The 17608-nt window shown below is 58.6% G+C and carries 16 protein-coding genes; 7 read left to right on the top strand and 9 right to left on the bottom strand.

Features of this window, described 5'->3' with window-relative positions:
* Positions 1-51: 51 nt before the first annotated feature.
* Together A7976_RS08150 and ttcA are read left to right on the top strand one after the other, a co-directional pair.
* Positions 52-801, top strand: coding sequence for a pteridine reductase (locus tag A7976_RS08150; RefSeq protein ID WP_371440610.1), 750 nt, complete (start codon positions 52-54; stop codon positions 799-801).
* Positions 802-812: 11 nt separating this feature from the next.
* A complete protein-coding gene (ttcA, locus tag A7976_RS08145; RefSeq protein WP_067109896.1) occupies positions 813-1709 on the top strand; it encodes a tRNA 2-thiocytidine(32) synthetase TtcA in 897 nt (298 codons plus the stop codon).
* Positions 1710-1784: 75 nt separating this feature from the next.
* Here ttcA and A7976_RS08140 read toward each other — a convergent pair whose 3' ends face one another.
* The 3 genes from A7976_RS08140 to A7976_RS08130 are packed head-to-tail and all read right to left on the bottom strand — an operon-like array spanning position 1785 to position 4953.
* A complete protein-coding gene (locus A7976_RS08140) occupies positions 1785-2639 on the bottom strand; it encodes a M48 family metalloprotease (protein WP_067109893.1) in 855 nt (284 codons plus the stop codon).
* A complete protein-coding gene (locus tag A7976_RS08135; RefSeq protein WP_067109890.1) occupies positions 2636-3160 on the bottom strand; it encodes an SH3 domain-containing protein in 525 nt (174 codons plus the stop codon). The genes A7976_RS08140 and A7976_RS08135 overlap by 4 nt, the downstream gene beginning before the upstream one ends.
* Positions 3157-4953, bottom strand: coding sequence for a CHASE2 domain-containing protein (locus A7976_RS08130; protein WP_240483836.1), 1797 nt, complete (start codon positions 4951-4953; stop codon positions 3157-3159). The genes A7976_RS08135 and A7976_RS08130 overlap by 4 nt, the downstream gene beginning before the upstream one ends.
* A gap of 201 nt (positions 4954-5154) precedes the next feature.
* Here A7976_RS08130 and topA point away from each other — a divergent pair, with 201 nt between their 5' ends.
* Positions 5155-7698, top strand: coding sequence for a type I DNA topoisomerase (topA, locus tag A7976_RS08125; protein ID WP_067109885.1), 2544 nt, complete (start codon positions 5155-5157; stop codon positions 7696-7698).
* A 48-nt stretch (positions 7699-7746) separates the two neighbouring features.
* Here the strand turns inward: topA and pbpG are convergent, their stop codons facing one another.
* Positions 7747-8769: a D-alanyl-D-alanine endopeptidase gene (pbpG, locus tag A7976_RS08120; RefSeq protein ID WP_240483835.1), complete on the bottom strand. Its 1023-nt coding sequence runs from the start codon at positions 8767-8769 to the stop codon at positions 7747-7749.
* A gap of 337 nt (positions 8770-9106) precedes the next feature.
* Here pbpG and tpx point away from each other — a divergent pair, with 337 nt between their 5' ends.
* Complete coding sequence (tpx, locus tag A7976_RS08115) at positions 9107-9622, top strand: thiol peroxidase (protein WP_205633483.1); 516 nt, start codon at positions 9107-9109, stop codon at positions 9620-9622.
* 35 nt (positions 9623-9657) lie between these two features.
* Here tpx and A7976_RS08110 read toward each other — a convergent pair whose 3' ends face one another.
* Together A7976_RS08110 and A7976_RS08105 are read right to left on the bottom strand one after the other, a co-directional pair.
* The gene (locus A7976_RS08110) at positions 9658-12714 is read right to left on the bottom strand and encodes an efflux RND transporter permease subunit (protein ID WP_067109877.1); all 3057 of its coding nucleotides are present in this window, start codon (positions 12712-12714) and stop codon (positions 9658-9660) included.
* The gene (locus tag A7976_RS08105; RefSeq protein WP_240483834.1) at positions 12711-13817 is read right to left on the bottom strand and encodes an efflux RND transporter periplasmic adaptor subunit; all 1107 of its coding nucleotides are present in this window, start codon (positions 13815-13817) and stop codon (positions 12711-12713) included. The genes A7976_RS08110 and A7976_RS08105 overlap by 4 nt, the downstream gene beginning before the upstream one ends.
* A 134-nt stretch (positions 13818-13951) precedes the next feature.
* On the opposite strand from A7976_RS08105, the gene A7976_RS15165 reads away from it, so the two are divergent.
* A complete protein-coding gene (locus A7976_RS15165; RefSeq protein WP_165601730.1) occupies positions 13952-14128 on the top strand; it encodes a hypothetical protein in 177 nt (58 codons plus the stop codon).
* A 12-nt stretch (positions 14129-14140) separates the two neighbouring features.
* Here the strand turns inward: A7976_RS15165 and A7976_RS08100 are convergent, their stop codons facing one another.
* Together A7976_RS08100 and A7976_RS08095 are read right to left on the bottom strand one after the other, a co-directional pair.
* Positions 14141-14374 carry a hypothetical protein gene (locus A7976_RS08100; protein WP_082878046.1) on the bottom strand — a complete coding sequence of 78 codons (234 nt, stop codon included), beginning with the start codon at positions 14372-14374 and terminating at the stop codon, positions 14141-14143.
* Between the two features lie 6 nt (positions 14375-14380).
* Positions 14381-14704, bottom strand: coding sequence for an MGMT family protein (locus A7976_RS08095; RefSeq protein WP_067109872.1), 324 nt, complete (start codon positions 14702-14704; stop codon positions 14381-14383).
* An 89-nt stretch (positions 14705-14793) separates the two neighbouring features.
* On the opposite strand from A7976_RS08095, the gene A7976_RS08090 reads away from it, so the two are divergent.
* Positions 14794-16023, top strand: coding sequence for a cation:proton antiporter (locus A7976_RS08090; protein ID WP_067110262.1), 1230 nt, complete (start codon positions 14794-14796; stop codon positions 16021-16023).
* On the opposite strand, the gene ampD is transcribed toward A7976_RS08090, so the two are convergent.
* Entirely contained in the window at positions 16013-16549 is a 537-nt protein-coding gene (ampD, locus tag A7976_RS08085) for a 1,6-anhydro-N-acetylmuramyl-L-alanine amidase AmpD (RefSeq protein WP_067109869.1), read from the bottom strand. The genes A7976_RS08090 and ampD overlap by 11 nt on opposite strands.
* A gap of 57 nt (positions 16550-16606) precedes the next feature.
* Between ampD and A7976_RS08080 the strand changes: the two genes are divergently transcribed.
* A complete protein-coding gene (locus tag A7976_RS08080; RefSeq protein ID WP_067109867.1) occupies positions 16607-17608 on the top strand; it encodes a sodium:calcium antiporter in 1002 nt (333 codons plus the stop codon).

The raw sequence follows: 17608 nt of genomic DNA, 5'->3' as shown, positions 1-17608 counted from the left end.
GGGAGGCCAATCAATATGGTAAATTATAACCTTCGTCCGGATCGGCTCATCGTGAACAATCTCCAGAACAAAGTCATCCTCATCACTGGTGGCGCCAAGCGCGTCGGAGCAGCAATATGCCGGCTGCTGCATGAGCACGGAGCGGATCTGATGATCCATTATCGCCAGTCGCTGGGCGAAGCGCGAGCATTGCAGTCCGAACTCAACCTCAAACGCCCCAACTCCGTCGCAATCATACAGGGCGATCTGCATAATCTGCACAAGCTGGCCGGACTGGTACAGGAAACGATCAAGCACTTCGGTCGCCTGGATGTGCTGATCAACAATGCGTCCAACTACTATCCGACCGAACTGGGCGAAATCAGCGAGCACCAGTGGGACGACCTGATCGGCATCAATCTGAAAGCACCTCTGTTTCTCTCGCAGGCGGCCGCATCGGAGCTTGCCAAGCATCAGGGCTGCATCGTCAATATCACCGACATGCACGTGGAGCGCCCCAAAAAAGGTTATGTGGTCTACAGCGCGGCCAAGGCTGGCCTGGTCACCCTGACGCGCTCGCTGGCACATGAACTCGGGCCGGAAGTGCGGGTCAATGCCGTGGCACCCGGACCGGTGTTGTGGCCGGAAGATAACCCGCAGTTTGACGAGGTGTACCGTCAGCGCGTGATTTCGCAAACCTTGCTGAAGCGTGTCGGGCAGCCGGAAGACGTCGCCAAGGCGGTGCGCTTCCTGGTTGAAGATGCGCCTTTTATCACCGGACAGGTCATCGCCGTCGACGGCGGCCGGTCCTTCAATTTATAGAAACTTTCACCATGCAACATTACCCCGAAAATGTCTCAGGCAATTTCCTGAAACTGCGCAACAAGCTCATCAGTTCGGTCGGCAAGGCCATCGGCGATTACAACATGATCTCGGACGGCGACACGATCCTCGTCTGCATGAGTGGCGGCAAGGATTCGCACGCGATGCTCATGCTGCTGCTCGCATTGCAGGAACGCGCGCCGGTCGATTTCAAGCTGATCGCGATGAATCTCGACCAGAAGCAGCCGGGGTTCCCCGAGCACATACTCCCGGCTTATCTGGAAATGTTGGGTGTGGATTACCGCATCGTCGAAGCGGACACGTATTCCGTAGTGAAGGAAAAGATTCCCGAAGGCAAGACCACCTGCTCGCTATGCTCACGTCTGCGCCGCGGCATCATCTACCGCACCGCGCAGGAACTGGGCGCCAACAAGATTGCGCTCGGCCATCATCGCGACGACATCGTGCAGACGTTGTTCCTCAACATGTTCTTCGGCGCGAAACTGAAGGCGATGCCGCCCAAACTGGCCACCGACAAGGGCGAATTCGTCGTCATCCGGCCGCTGGCGTATTGCGCGGAAAAAGATATCGCCGCTTATGCCCGCGGCATGGAATTTCCGATCATTCCATGTGACTTGTGCGGCTCGCAAGAGAATCTGCAACGGCAGAACATCAAGAAGATGCTGCAGGAATGGGAATTGACCTATCCGGGGCGTACCGAGAAGATTTTCCGTGCGCTGACCAATGTCGCGCCGTCGCATCTGGCCGATACCGAGCTGTTCGATTTCAAATCGATTTCGCCCAAGGCCGACGAGGAAGACCCGCTGTTTGGCGATATCGATCAGGAATTGGCACTGAATCTGGCAGGCGCCGTGGGGAACCGGATCGAGTTCATGCGGGCGGGATAAGTTTAATATCCGAATCGTCAAGGCGCGTCGAGAAACCAGGAGTTTTCTCGGCGCCTCGACGATTAATCCAGGATTTTATTTTCCCTTGCGCGCGTATTCCCCAACGATTTTTTCGAAACGATCCTTCATTACCGGTTGGCTCGCGTAGCGATCCAGACTTCCCGCCATCGCCGTATCCAGCAGGTCGAGCCGTTGCCGCGCCGCCGGGTGCGTCTTGAACAGCAGCGCCAGATTGCCATCTTGTGCATTCATGCCATCCAGCGTCTGGAGCACCGACGGCAAACCGTATGGATCGTAGCCGGCACGCGCCGCGATCACCACGCCGAGGCGATCTGCCTCGAATTCGTCCTCCTTGTCCAGGCCGCGCGCGTAAAGTTCGGTGCTGGCACCGATCGCCTTCTTTTTCCACTCGCCATACCCGCCGCTGCTGTTATCCACCGCCATGCTCAACAGGTTCGCAGCCAGGCCGCTTTTGGCATTCTTCTGAATGGCCACCAGATGATGGCGCTTCAGCACATGTCCGATTTCGTGCGCCAGCACGCCGGCCAGTTCCGCTTCATTGCGCATGCGCAACAGCAAGCCGCGTGTGATGAAAACATAGCCGCCCGGCGCCGCGAACGCGTTCACGCTGTCGGTATCCATCACGCCAAAGCGCCATGCAAGATCGGGCCGCTCAGTCTGCATTGCCAGCCAGAGACCAACCTCATTCACGTAAGCCTGCAACTTCTCGTTTTGCACCAGCGGAGCGGCGCCAAGCAGAGCCGCGGCAGAAACATTGCCGATCTCGGCTTCGCCTTGCTCGTCCACCTCCTTCAAGTCCGTTGTTTTCTTGCCAATGTCGATCAGTTTGTTCAGATCGAGATTGAAAGCATGCACCGACCCCGAAGCCAACAGGAGTGCGCCAAGCAACAGGGATACTCGCACTCTCATTTTCTGGCTCCGCTTGCGTCGACGATGTAATCGATGTTCCGGCGGGAAAGCTTGGAGCTCTTTGCCGCAGATTCAGCCTGACTCTTGGTCGCGGCGAAGCTGTCCAGTTTTTTCACTTGTTCCGGCGCAGGCTGGGCATTCTTCATGTCTTCCGGGCTGAGGCCGCGCACGCCGGTGGCCACGGTAACGCCGGTGTTGCCGGAGCGGCCCTGCATTGCGGTGTTCCACAAGGCGGTCATGCCGCTGTCGCCCTTGGCGTTGGCAGTTGCGCCGCCGAGCTTGACTGCCGTCATCTTGACCCAGCCCTCGCTATTGCCGGCCGGCTTCACCTGCATCCAGCCGCCCTGGCGTTTGAGCACATCCACGGCGCTATTGCCGGGCAGGCTCGCCAGCGTTTTCGCATCGGCAAAAGGCTCGCTTTTGAGATCGGTATTAACGAGTGTCTGCCCCATTTCTGCGGCTAAGGAGGCAACACTGATAGACAGCAATACTGCCGCTGACGATAGCCTGCGTAATGTCATGACTTCTCCCTGGGTTCGAACAATCGTACCGGCTGCACCCTTCCCTTGACCTGGAAGCTGCCGCGGTCGACAAACTCATAAGGGGAATCGGCCTGCTGTTCGCATCTGTTTTTGGTTTCTTCCGACACCAGGACTCGGCAAATGCCTTTGGTATGTCCCTCGATCCGGCTCGCCAGATTCACGGTATCGCCGATGGCGGTGTAATCCTGACGATTTTCCGAACCGATGAACCCAACCACTGCCGGGCCGCTGTGTACGCCGATGCCGATTTCAAGCTCGCTGCCGAGCGGGCCCGCCTGCTCGCGGAATTTCTCCAGCCGCTCGCTCATGTCCAGCGCGGCGGCCACGGCACGCGTAGCGTGGTCGGGCTGATGCTCAGGCGCCCCCCAGAAAGCCATGATAGCATCGCCGATATATTTGTCGAGCGTGCCTTCCTGCCCGAAAACCGCACCCGCCTGCAAGGTGAAATACCCGTTCAAAAGCTTGACGACCTCTTCCGGCGTGCTGGCCTCGGACAGCGTGGTAAAGCCGCGGATATCCGAGAACAGCACGCTGATATCGCAGCTTTTCCCGCTCAACGATTGTGTGGTTTCGCCCCGCTCCACCAGCGATTTCACCACGCGCGGGTCAAGAAACCTGCCGAAGGTCTGCACCGCCCGCTCACGCGCCTTGCGTTCACTCAGGTACTCCATCAATGCGGCAATGACGTAATACAGCCAGGCAAATGCCACGGGCGCGAGCAGCGGCAATACATAGCGCCAGGACAATGCCATGTAACTCGCAAGCAACGACAACAAGGTAACAACTGCCAGCGCGAGCCCGATACGTATGACATAACGGAAACGCAGAAACCCGGCATATATCGACCATAGCAACAGGAATCCGATAGCGGCTGGAATCCAATCCGGCACCGGCCGCAGAGAATCTCCGTTTTTCAGGTTATCGATCGCAGTCGCAAGGATTTCCACGCCGGGGTAAAACCCATCGATGGGAGTCGCGCGCACATCATGCAAGCCGTTGGCGGTCGCGCCGATGATCACGATTTTGCCGGTAAACTCGTTTGTCGGTCGTTGCGGCTGCTTGCGTTGCAGGTCGGCGTAAACGTCGGCATAGGAAACCCGCGCGTGCGACAGGGCACGGCCGTGCCAATTGAGGGTAATCCATGCCGCATCCGGAAGAGCATGGCCCAGCCCTTGCGCAACCCTGGCGGGCAATGAAGGAATGCGCCAGCCCGATTTTTCGTGATAAACCGGATACCCGCGCAGCACGCCGTCGGAATCGTTGATGGCGTTATGCGCCCCCAGCCGCCCGGTCTCGACCATGGGAATCAATGGCAACAACAGGGTGACGCCGGCATGCGGATCGGCATGCGGCCCCGGCACAATACCCAGGGATTTGCCATATTGCGCCAGCGGAATCCGCGCCGCCTGCCGGTTATCGTCGAGCACCAGCATGGGAAAATAAGTATTGTTGGTGGCGCTTATAGCCTCAAAGAAATATGCATCGTCCTGCGGACGTGTCTTGTCGAGGTCGCTGAATAGGATATCGAACACGATGGCGCGCGGCTGCTGACGTTCGATGGCTTCGATCAATTCCGCATGCATGGAACGCGGCCATGGCCAGCGGCCAACACTGGGGCTCATTTCCGCCAGGCTGCGTTCGTCGATATCGACGATGACAACGTCGCGGTCGGGAGCGCTCTTCAATGCATGGTTCGCCACCATCACATCCATCAGACGCGTTTGCAGTGGAGCAAAAATATGCAGCCACTGGCTTTCGATCAGCCATGCCAATGAAAAGATAAGAGCCAGTAGACCGAACGAATATCTGCCATGGTGTCGCATGGCACGAATAATACGTGCGCCCGGAGCGCATTTCCACTGAATTCCGGGGTGAAAATCCACCCTAACGCCTTCTACCCAATCGGCATTTCTTGTCTTGGCAATGGTTTAGTCTGTATTATCTGCCGCTCTCGCTCTTAATTTGCGCACCCCATGTCCAAACTGCTGATCGTCGAATCGCCCTCCAAGGCCAAAACACTGAAGAAATACCTGGGTAAGGATTTCGAAGTGCTGGCGTCCTACGGCCATGTGCGCGATCTGATCCCGAAAAGCGGGGCCGTCGATACCGAGCAGGACTTTGCGATGAAGTACGAGATCATCGATCGCAATTCCAAACACGTCGATGCCATCGCCAAGGCAGTCAAAACCAGCGACGCCATCTATCTGGCAACCGACCCGGACCGCGAAGGGGAAGCGATTTCCTGGCACATCGCCGAAATCCTGAAATCCAAGAAGCTGCTGAAGGACAAGATCCTGAAGCGCGTGGTGTTCCACGAAATCACCAAGAGTGCCGTGCAGCATGCCATCGACGAGCCACGCGACATTTCCATGCCGCTGGTCAACGCGCAGCAGGCACGCCGCGCACTGGATTATCTGGTCGGCTTCAATTTGTCGCCGCTGCTGTGGAAGAAAATCCGGCGCGGCTTGTCCGCCGGACGCGTGCAAAGCCCGGCGCTGCGCCTGATCGTTGAGCGCGAGCTGGAGATCGAAGCGTTCAAGAGCCAGGAATACTGGACGATCCACCTGCAAAGCCGCAAACAGAAACAGGCATTCGATGCGCGCCTGATCCAGCTGGAAGGCAACAAGGTCGAGCAGTTCACCGTCGCCACGCAGGATCAGCAAGCCGAGATCGTCGGCAAGCTGCTGGCGACGAGCGCGGGCAAGACCACCGTCAGCCGCGTCGAGAAGAAACAGAAAAATCGCAGCCCGGCCGCGCCGTTCACGACCTCCACGCTGCAACAGGAAGCGGTGCGCAAGCTGGGCTTTACCACCAGCCGCGCGATGCGCATTGCCCAGCAACTATACGAAGGCATCAACGTCGGCGCGGAAGGCACGGTGGGTTTGATCACCTATATGCGTACCGATTCCTTCAGCATGGCTGCTGAAGCGGTGATGCAGATACGCGACTATATCAAGGGCAATTTCGAGGCAGGGTACCTGCCGAAATCGCCGATCATGTATAAAACAAAGGCCAAGAATGCGCAGGAAGCGCACGAGGCCATCCGCCCGACAGACATTCGCCGCACGCCGGACAGCCTGCGCAGCCACCTGACGCCGGAGCAGTTCCGCCTCTACGACATGATCTGGAAACGCGCGCTAGCCTGCCAGATGGCACCGGCGAAATTCGACGCGGTCAGCATCGATCTCGCCGTCGGAAGCGAAGCCAATCTGTTCCGCGCCACCGGTCAGACCATGATTTTCCCCGGCTTTATCGCGGTGTACATGGAAGGGCAGGACGACGCCGAGGAGGAAGGCGAAAGCAAACTGCCGGCGCTGGAAGTGGGCGAAGTGCTCGACCTTATCAAAATGTGGGGCGACCAGCACTTCACCGAACCGCCACCGCGCTATTCCGAAGCCAGTCTGGTGAAGGCGCTGGAAGAATATGGCATCGGCCGCCCGTCGACTTACGCCAGCATCATCTCGACGCTGCAGGATCGCGAGTATGTGCTGCTCGACAACAAGCGCTTCAAACCGACCGATGTCGGCCGCATCGTCAATAAATTCCTGACCGAGCACTTCACCAAGTACGTCGATTACGATTTCACCGCCAATCTCGAAAACGAGCTGGACGATATCGCCGAGGGCGGACGCGACTGGATTCCGGTACTGAACGAATTCTGGCAGGGCTTCAATCGGCAAATCACGGACAAGAGCGAAGTTGAGCGCCCCGGCACCGAAGTGCTGGAAGAAGCCTGCCCCAAGTGCGGCAAGCCATTGTCGAAACGACTCGGGAAACGCGGCAGCTTCATCGGCTGCACCGGCTACCCGGAATGCGACTACACGCGCAACCTCGACGGCGATGCACCGGCCAGCACCGAACCGGTCAATGTCGGCCTTGATCCCGCCAGCGGCAAGGAAATCCTGCTGCTGAACGGCCCTTATGGCCCCTATCTCCAACTGGGGCAAAGCGCCGACGATCCCAAGAAGAAACCCAAGCGCGTCAGCATTCCCAAGGAAATTCCGCTGGCGAGCGTCAATCAGGACATCGCGCTCAAGCTGATTGCCCTGCCGCGCGAGATTGGCCTGCATCCGGACACCAACAAGAAGATCACCGCCGGCATCGGCCGCTTCGGGCCTTACCTCAACCACGACGGCACCTTCAAATCGATTCCGCGTTCGGACAGTATTTTCGATATCGATATGCCGCGTGCCGTCGAACTGCTGGCGCAAGCCAAGGCCAAGGCCGCACCGTTGCGCGAGTTGGGCGAACATCCGACCGAAGGCGGCAGCATTGCGATCTATTCCGGGCGCTACGGCCCTTATGTGCAGCACGGCAAGATCAATGCCACGCTGCCCAAGGACGAGCAAATCGAATCGATCACGATGGAGCAGGCGCTGGAGTTACTGGCTGCGAAGGCAGCCAAGGGCGCTCCTGCCAAAAAGAAACCCGCGACACGCAAACCTGCCGCGGCAAAAGCAGCTGCGCCTAAGAAGGCATCTGCGGCAAAGAAGGCGTCGACAGCCAAGAAAAAATAAAGCCGGCATTTAGCCGGCTTTATTTGATCACTTAACTCAGTTCCGAGATTACCCCATCTTTGCAACCAGCCGGTTGCTCTCTATCCATTTCCGCACACGGTTGGCGTCTCCGATCCGGGTGTACTTGCCGGCCGAATCGAGTAACACGATGATCAACGGTTGCCCGGCAATCAATGCCTGCATCACCAGGCAACGGCCGGCCTCGTTGATGAAGCCCGTTTTCGAGAGACCGATATTCCAATCGCTGTTGCGCACCAGGGCATTGGTATTGCGGAATTCGGCGGGGCGCCGCATGCCATCCATTTCGACAGCGTAGGATGCAGCGGTACTGACCTGGCGAATTTCCGGATATTCATAGGCGGCATTGACCATCTTGGCCAAATCTTCCGCCGTCGAGATGTTCCCGCTGTTGAGGCCCGTCGCATCGACAAATTGCGAACGCGTCATGCCCAACATCATCGCTTTTACATTCATCGCGCTAATAAACGCTTGATATCCGCCAGGATAGGCATGCCCCAGCGCCGACGCCGCACGATTCTCGGAAGACATCAGCGCAAGCTGAAGCATTTCCGCCCGCGACAATGTGGCGCCTACAGGTAGCCTGGAGCTGCTTCTTTTCACGATATCGACATCCGCCGAAGTCACCGTGATCATTTCATCCAAAGGCTGGCGTGCATCCAGCACGACCATGGCCGTCATTAACTTGGTGACGGAGGCAATGGGCGTCGGAAGATCGGTGCTCTTGGCGTAGAGCACCTCACCGGTTTCCTGATTAAGAATCAGTGCCTTGGCGGAAGCCAGTCGAAGCTCCCCACCGAGATCGTCATCCAGTTGCTGGATCGCGGAAGGAGTGTGTTTGATTTTGTGGATATAAGCGGAGCGCTTGGCGATACGCGCCTTGACGCGGGCTTTTTGCCGGGCTTTCGCTTTGGCCTTGGCTTTTGCTTTCGCCTTGGCGGTGGTTATCGTACTTCGTTTTTCCCCGGCGCTACTGCCCTCTGCGGCCGATGCAGCGGGCATAGAGAAAGATAAGGTCAGGGCAATACTGAGTAGCAACAACCTTAGATTCACTTCTTCCTCCTGATAACGCTATGTCTGCCGGGGACTATAGTATCTAAATAATCATGATTTGTCATCATGATACGAGAGAAACTTAAACACACACATGAGACATGGACAACCGTGTCTCATGTAAAGAGATTCTCACAGTACTCAGATAAGACCGGAAATTCTGGTGGAATGTTTCTTACAACGCAATCGGAATTGAACGCTGATCATATGCCTTGCGTTGACTTAATTTGCCGGCAGGCATGCAGAATCTCCTCCAGGCCGTTTTGCAGCCGCACTCCGGCTTGCCAATACGGGAAGCGACGAGGCATACTTTCACCAATACTCAAGGGGAGAAATAATTGTGGCAACCGTGACCTTCAAAGGCGAACCCATCAACGTCGGCGGAACATTTCCTCGTGTCGGGGATTCCGCACGCAGCTTCATGCTGGTAGATAAGGATCTGAACGACGTTTCGCTCAGCCAGTTCGCCGGTCGACGGAAAATCCTCAATATCGTGCCCAGCCTGGATACGCCGGTTTGCGCCGAATCGACCCGCAAATTCAATGAGCTGGCGAGCATGATTCCCAATACTGTCGTGCTGGTAATTTCCGCCGACCTGCCTTTCGCGCAAAGCCGTTTCTGCGCTGTGGAAAACCTGCAGAACGTATTTACCCTTTCCACCATGCGCGGCCGCGATTTCCACAAGGAGTATGGCGTGATGATCACGGATTATCCGCTCGCAGGCCTTACCGCCCGCGCCGTGATCGTACTGGACGAAAACGACAAGGTGCTGCACGCCGAACTGGTGCAGGAAATCGGCAGGGAGCCGGATTACGATGCAGCGCTGACCGCTGCACGCTACATCACGGTTTAAGACGAACGGATTCTCAAAAGCCTGACGTTGCGGCGTCAGGCTTTTTTATTGTCCCATCGCGCCACGCCGTGCATGGTCAGCGAATAAACCGCCGGCACCACCACCAGCGTCAATAGCGTCGACGTAATCATCCCCCCGATCACCGCCACTGCCAGAGGGCCGTTAGTTTCGGCTCCGGCGCCAAAGCCCAATGCAGCCGGCAGCAATGCGAGTATCACCGTCAAGGATGTCATCAGCACCGGCCGCAAGCGTATCGGACAGGCATCCTGCAATGCGCTATCGATGGCCATGCCTTCCCCGCGTCGCTGGTTGGTCAGATCGACCAGCAAAATGGAGTTTTTAGCCACCAGGCCGATCAGCAGCACCAGGCCGATCATCGAGTAAATATTCAATGAGTGCCCCATCAGCCACAAGGCCATCACTCCGCCGATAATCGCCAGCGGTTGCGCCAGCATGATGATCAGCGGCTGCAGAAAGGAATTGAACTGGCTCGCCAGCACCATATAGAGCAGCGCCATCGCCAGCGCGAACACGAAGACCATGTTCTGCACGGTTTTCCCGAACTCTTCTGCCTGGCCCACGAATTTGATGCCATAGCCCGGCGGCAGAATTTGCGCCGCGGTCTCGCGCACTTGAGTAACCGAGTCGCCCAAGGGAATGGTCGGGGTCGCGTAAAAGCTGGCGGCATAGTGCAAATCGAAGCGGCCGATCACCGCGGCGCCCAGCTTCTGTTCGAAGCGAGCGACCGTGTCCAGACGTACCAGCTCGCCATCCTGGCTGCGCAAGAAAATTCTGGTCAGGTCGGCCGGCTGGGCCAGTGATCCTTCCTTGGCCTTGAGGCGGATGTTATAGCGCTCGCCGTCACCCGGCTCGTCGTTGTATTTGGCGACATCGATGCCGCCGGTCAGCATGTTGAGGGAATACGCGACGTCGTTCGCAGAAAGCCCGAAACTCGCGGCACGTGTGCGATCCACGGTCATCACCAGCTCCGGCAGGTCGAGTTGCATGTCGAGATCGATCTTGCCCATGCCCGGCGTATTGTTCAGACGATTCTGCAACACCTGCGCAAGCTCGCTGACTTGCGTGAGACTGGGACCGGACAAATTGAATTGCAGCGGATCGCCGCGCTGCCCGCCGACGATGGAAACGGGCGCCGGAAACGCGCGTACGCCGGGAATCTGTGCCAGCTCGACGCGCAACTGTTTGAGCAGATTCTGCTGGCTGATATCGCGGTCGGCGCGATCCCTGAGCCGCACGAAAGCGAATCCCTGATTGACCTGCCCCGCCTGTCCGATGCCAATGGCGGTAAAGTAGGTCGCTATGGCGCGATGGCTGCCAAGCACTTTCTCGACCTCGATCAGGCGCGTATTGGTGTAGTCGACGCTGGAGCCCAGCGGGGTCTTCATGTACACCATGAAACGCCCTTCGTCCTCCTCAGGCACGAATTCCTTCTTCACCTGCTGAAAAAACCAGACGCTGGAAGCAACGCTCAGCAGCGTGATTGCCACCACCAGCCAGCGATAGTTGAGCGCCAGCCCGAGCAAGCGGCGATAGAGATTATCCATGCCTGCAAAAAACCGGTCCAGCGCGTAATACACGCGGCCATGTTGCGGCGCAACCTTGAGATAGCGCGAGCACAACATCGGCGTCAGCGTTAGCGACACGAATAGCGACACGAGCACGCCAAAGGTGACCACCACCGCGAACGACTTGAAGAACTGTCCGATGATGCCGCTCATGAAAATCACCGGCGCAAAGATCGACACCAGCGACAGCGTCGCTGCCATCACCGCGAAAACCACTTCCTTGCTGCCATTCAGCGCCGAGGTGATTGGATCGGAGTCAATTTTTTCCCGATGCCGGAAAATGTTTTCCAGCACCACGATGGCGTCGTCCACCACCACGCCGATCAGCAGCAGCAGGGCCAGCAGCGTCATCGTATTGAACGTGAAGCCAGAGAAATACATCACCGCCACCGCCCCCATCAGCGACACGGGAATCGCCGTGGCGATGATCAGCGTGGAGCGAACCGAGCGCAGGAAAAGCAGCACGATGAAGGCCGCCAGCAGCGTGCCTTCGATCAGGTGCTCTTTCAGCGCGTTGATGATTTCCTGGATGTAGAGCGCATCGTTGGACGCGATTTCGATGGTCATGCCGGGCGGCAACTGCGGGCGGATTTCCTCATCCAGCCGGCGCTTCACCTCGTCGATGATCGCGACCGTATTCGAATTGGCGATCTTGACCATGCCCAGACCGATCGTCGGCTCCCCATTGAAATGCGCCAACTGGCGGTAATCCTCCAACCCGTCCTCCAGCTCGGCCACGTCCCTCAGCTTGATCGGCGCACCGTCGCGATAACCGATGATCATCGTCCCGAGATCGCTCAGCTTGTGAAACTCCATGTCCAGCTTGAGCAAGTACTCGCTCTTTTGCCCAACAAGAAATCCGCCGGGCAACTGCACGTGCTCTTTCTGAAACGCGGCGAGCATATCCTGCGGCGTGACGCCCATCGCCGCCATGCGGTCCGGCAGCAGATTGACGCGTATCGTGCGGTCGCGGCGGCCGCCCAGCCGCACTTCGCCCACGCCGTCCACGGTTTCGAGGCGCTTCTTCAGCACGTTCGATGCATACTGGTTCAATTGCTGCTGCGTACGGTCGCCCCGGAGCGCCAGCCACATGATCGGCGTCGCGCCGGTTTCCACCTTGGCCACGATGGGCGGATCAACGTCATCCGGCAATCGGCGCAACACCTGGTTGACCTTGGCTTGCACTTCGTTGAATGCGACATCGATCTTCTTGTCCAGATCGAAAGTGATCGTCACCACTGATACGCCGGGGCTTGACGACGACTGGATATGTTCGATTCCCGGCACGCTATTGACCGAGGTTTCGATGATGTTGGTGATGCTGGAATCGACGATGTCCGGGTTGGCACCCTGCAGACGCGTAGTGACGGAAATGACCGGGAACTCGATATAGGGGAAGCGATCCACGCCGATGCGCTGATAGCTGATGACGCCCAGCAGCACCAGCACGCCGGATAGCATCCAGGCGAGAACGTGGCGCTTGATCGATAGCTCGGGCAGGGTCATTTGGCCGCGCGCTTGGCGTTTTGAACACTCACCGCCGTCTTGTCGGTCAAATATGCCGCGCCGTCCACGGCGACGATCTCGCCACCGGAAAGTCCTTCCAGAATTTCCACCATACCTTGTTCACGCAGCCCCGACTTGACGATGCGCTGCTGCGCCTGATTGTTCAGAATGACATACACCACTTCGCCGGCCGGCCGCAGCACCACGCTTTGCTCCGGCACGACCACCGCTCGCCCCCGCATGCCGAGCACCACTGCGCCATTGACGCTGGCGCCGGGATGCCATCCCGCCTTGCCTACGACATCGGCAATCACGTCCGCGGCGCGGTTAGTGCTGCCTATCAGCGGCTTGATTTCCTTGATGGTAGTGGTCACGATCACGTCCGGTGCCGTAGGCGTAGAAAGGCGCACCGTCTGGCCCGGCTTCAGTTCGGCCGCCACGGTTTCGGGAAACGGCAAATGTGCACGCAGGCGCTGGGTACCGATGATCTGGAATAGCGGATCGCCGACCTTGACGTAATCGCCGACGGACACGACCTGCGTCTCGACCCGCCCGTCCAGCGGCGCATGCACCCGGGTCTTGGTATTGTTGTGCTCGATGGCGGCCAGCCGCGCACGCGCACCCTCCAGTTGCTGACGCAGCGCATCCCGCTGCGTCGTCACGTCATCCAGCGCATTCTGCGAAATGAAATTCTTCTCGACCAGGCGCTGGTTGCGCTCCACCACCTTGCCCTGATTCGCCAGCAAAGCCTCGATGCGCGCGATTTCCGCCTGCGCCTCGCGCCGTTGCAGCCGGATATCTTCCGCATCCAGCAGCGCGATCAACTGCCCCTGTTTCACTGTATCGCCGGCATGGGCCAGCACCTTGATCACCCGTGCCGGCACTTCCGCGGCAAGAGTGGGGTCGACCAGGCCTTCCAGCGTGCCGATGGATTCCTCGCGGATCTCAAGATCGCGGGTTTGCGCCGTTGCGGTGGAGACCAGTGTCGCGGGCGGCCCGGCCGGCTTCGCGTCCTGCCCGTCCTTCTGGGCGCAGGCGGCGAGAGCAAATACCAGCGCGACGATCAATGCGTTCGGAATGGATTTCATGCTACGGTCTTTCACGATTGTTATTCTTTGGCCGGCAACAAGCCGTTCAGCATTACCTGCATCATTTTCCGGTTGTAGCTCACCGGATCGTCCGCAAAGCCGACACCGGGCAAATGGCGCAGCGTCTCGCGCGCCTGGAAAAGTAGATATTGGCTGCAATCAACATCACCGCCACGGCGGCCGGATCGATATCCGTGCGCAACTCCTCGCGCGCCTGGCCGTGCCGGATGATCTCGACCAGCTTGGAGAAATTCTTGCCGAAAAACCTGCTCCGCCAGCGTACGGTGGTGTGGCGCGGCTCATTCTACGAGAAAGTCTGCCACTGACCGATCGGTTGGTCAATTTGAGGACCGCGCGGCATAGCGGTTCTTGACATGGGTGCTGATGAATCCGCTAAGCCCCCGGCCGGAACGCGCCAGCAACTTCATGCGTTCCACATTCCCGCGCCCCGCGCTGCGGTAGGTATAGGTGTAAATCCTGCCGTCGATAAACTTGACCCGGATGCCGTCGGGCCGGATTTCATACGCCACCACACCCGAATTGCCCGCCCGGTTTTCATAGCGCGTCAGCATGGCTGGTTACTCGCCATTCCACCGGAACATCGCCAAGGGAATACGGCCATGCGCATCGAATACTACGCCTTCTCGCTCAAGGCGAATCCGCTGAGTGTTCTCCATGGCGTCACTGCTTGAACGCGGGCTGATTTCACCGGCGGCATTGACGACGCGATGCCAGGGAACGAGGCTGCCGTCATCCAGTGCACTCAGCGCATAGCCGACCGAACGGGCGCCATTCGGGATGCCAGCCAGCTTCGCGACTTGGCCGTAGGTAGCCACGCGCCCGGGTGGAATGCGCGACACGCAGCGGTAGATTTGCGCATATGAAAACGTGGCAGCAGGCATGCAATGTATCCTTTCAATGAGGCACTACATTCGATCAGGCAAACGAATAGCCATTAGAATGCATGCATTCTTCGACCGAAAGTGCGCTCATGGAATTGCATCAATTTTTCCTTCTTTTCGCTATCGTCCTGATCGCCGCCCGCGTATTTTCCGAAACCGTCGCGCGCTTCGGCATCCCTGCCGTTATCGGCGAGCTGCTGGCCGGGCTGATGGTCGGCCCTTCGTTGCTCGGCTGGGTATCGCCGGACGCCACCATGAAACTGCTGGCGGAAATCGGCATCATCCTGCTGTTGTTCGAAGTGGGCATGGATACCGATCTGCGTCGGCTGGCAAGCTCGGGCACCAAGCCGGTCATCGTGGCTTTCGTCGGTTTTCTGCTGCCGTTTTTTCTTGGCTACGCTGTCAGTGCGTGGCTGTTCGATTTGTCGCTGCTCACTGCATTGTTTATCGGCGGCACGCTGACCGCCACCAGCATCGGCATTACGGTGCGCGTATTGGACGACCTCAAGAAACGCCACTCGGACGAAGCGCAGATCGTCATCGGCGCGGCGGTGCTGGACGACATCCTGGGCGTGCTGGCGCTGGCTTTCCTGTATCAGTTCGCCGTGGAGCAGCAGGTTTCCGTACAAGCGCTGGGCGAAGTCGGCTTGTATATCGTGCTGTTCATGGCGCTGGCGCCCTTTGTCGCCAAGTTCGCCGCCGAAATCATCGATCACTTCGACCGCCGAGCAGCCTCTCCCGGCCTGCTGCTGACGATGGCGCTGGCACTGATACTGCTGTTTTCCTGGCTGGCGCATCTGGTCGGCGCGCCGGAAATCATGGGCGGTTTCGCGGCCGGTCTGGCGTTCGGCCAGCATTTCGGCCTGAAGATGCGCATACGCTTAACGCCCTCCTACGCCATCGCCTTCACGCCCAGCCCCAAACTGGCACAAAAAGTCGAAGACCAGATGCGGCCGCTGATCCATACGTTCTCCCCGCTGTTTTTCGTGATGGTCGGCGTGTCGCTCAATCTGAATGTGGTGGACTGGGGGTCGAGTTTCATCTGGGCCTTGGCCGGCGCCTTGCTGGTCGCGGCCTTCATTGGAAAATTCGCGGCCGGATTCTGTATCCGCGCGTCGCGCCGCATGCAAACGGCCATCGGCATGTCGATGATTCCGCGCGGAGAAGTGGGGTTGATCTTCGCCCAGCTGGGGTTCAGCCAGAACATTCTGCCCGGCGAGCTCTACGCCGCATTGCTGATCGTCATCGCCCTCACCACGATGGCGCCGCCGTTCATGCTGAAATGGTTCTACGCGACGGAAAAACCCGCTAGCGGCTAACCCTGCCCCAGTCGAAACACGGACCCGGATCGGTTTTCCGGCCCGGGGCAATATCCGAATGCCCCGTCACCGCCGCGCCGGGATAAATCTCTCTTAATGCCGTCAACAAGGCATTCAGCGTCGCGTACTGCGCCTCTTCGAAAGGCGTTTCATCGTCGCCTTCCAACTCGATGCCGATCGAAAAATCGTTGCAACGCTCGCGGCCCTGCCATTGCGACACGCCGGCATGCCAGGCGCGCTTGTCGCATGGGACAAACTGGATCAGCTCGCCGTTTCGCCGTATGAAAAAATGCGCCGACACTTTCAAGTGATGGATTTCGCGGTAATACGGATGCGCTTCGGGATTCAGCCGGTTGGTAAAAAGATTGATGACGCCGTCGCCACCGAATTCGCCGGGAGGCAGGCTGATATTGTGGATAACGATCAGGTCGATCGCGCACCCGTCCGGGCGCTCATCGTAGTTGGGCGAAGCAATCTGGTGCGCCTCAGGGGCAACGCCACCGGCCTCGACATGCAGCGCGCTCATGCGAGGCAAGTCCGATTCCGATACAATCGCATGCTAATCAAACTGTCAGGGCCTTCCATGATATTCCTCGAATTATTCGTCATGCTGGTGGTGATTCTAGTCGCTGCCGAAATCTTTACCAACGCTCTCGAGCACCTGGGCGAAAAACTCAAAATTTCCGAAGGCGTCACCGGTTCGTTGTTCGCCGCGGTCGGCACGGCACTGCCGGAAACCATGGTGCCTCTGCTGGCGCTGCTGGCGGGCACGGCCAATACCCAGGTCAACGAGGAAATCGGCGTCGGCGCAATTCTTGGCGCACCACTGATGCTGTCTACCCTGTCGTTGTCGCTGCTGGCATTTGCGGTGCTGAAAAAGCGCGGTGTACATGGCGAATTCCGCCCGGAAAAGACCGGCCTGATCCGCGACCTCAATTTTTTCCTGGCCGCTTTTGCCTTCGCCACGCTGGCCCTGTTCATCCCGCATCACCTGACGGCTGTCCGCGCCGCGCTGGGCTTCAGCATGGTGCTGATCTATTTCATCTACATCATGCTCACGCTGCGCGCCTCCAAGGCGCTGGTGCATGAAGGCCATGCCACCGAAGCCGACGACCCGATGTTTCTGTGCCGCATCGGCCTGCCCAACAACATGATCATCATTCTGCTGCAACTGGCGGGCGGCCTCGCGCTGCTGATTTTCGGTGCGCACGGTTTCATCAATGGCGTCGAAGAGGCCGCTGCGATCCTCGGCATTTCCGCGCTGCTGCTGTCGCTGCTGATCATCCCGATTGCGACCGAGCTGCCGGAAAAGGTCAACAGCATCCTCTGGATCCGCAAGCACAAGGATACGCTGGCGTTCGGCAACATCACCGGCGCGATGGTATTTCAGGGCACGCTGCTGCCGGCCATCGGCATCATGCTGACGCCGTGGGAGCCGCGCAGCGAAGTGCTGGCGGGCGTCATCATCACCTTGCTGGCAGCGCTCTGGTTACGCTGGATGGCGGGCAAGGGCTACCTGAAAGTGTGGCATGTATGGGTGAACGGCGGGCTATACCTGACTTACCTGGCTATCGCGCTTTCGTAG

Source organism: Methylobacillus sp. MM3, assembly GCF_001645185.1.
Taxonomy (GTDB): Bacteria; Pseudomonadota; Gammaproteobacteria; order Burkholderiales; family Methylophilaceae; genus MM2.
Note: the sequence above shows the minus strand (reverse complement) of the source record. Positions and strands in the feature narration are given on the sequence as shown.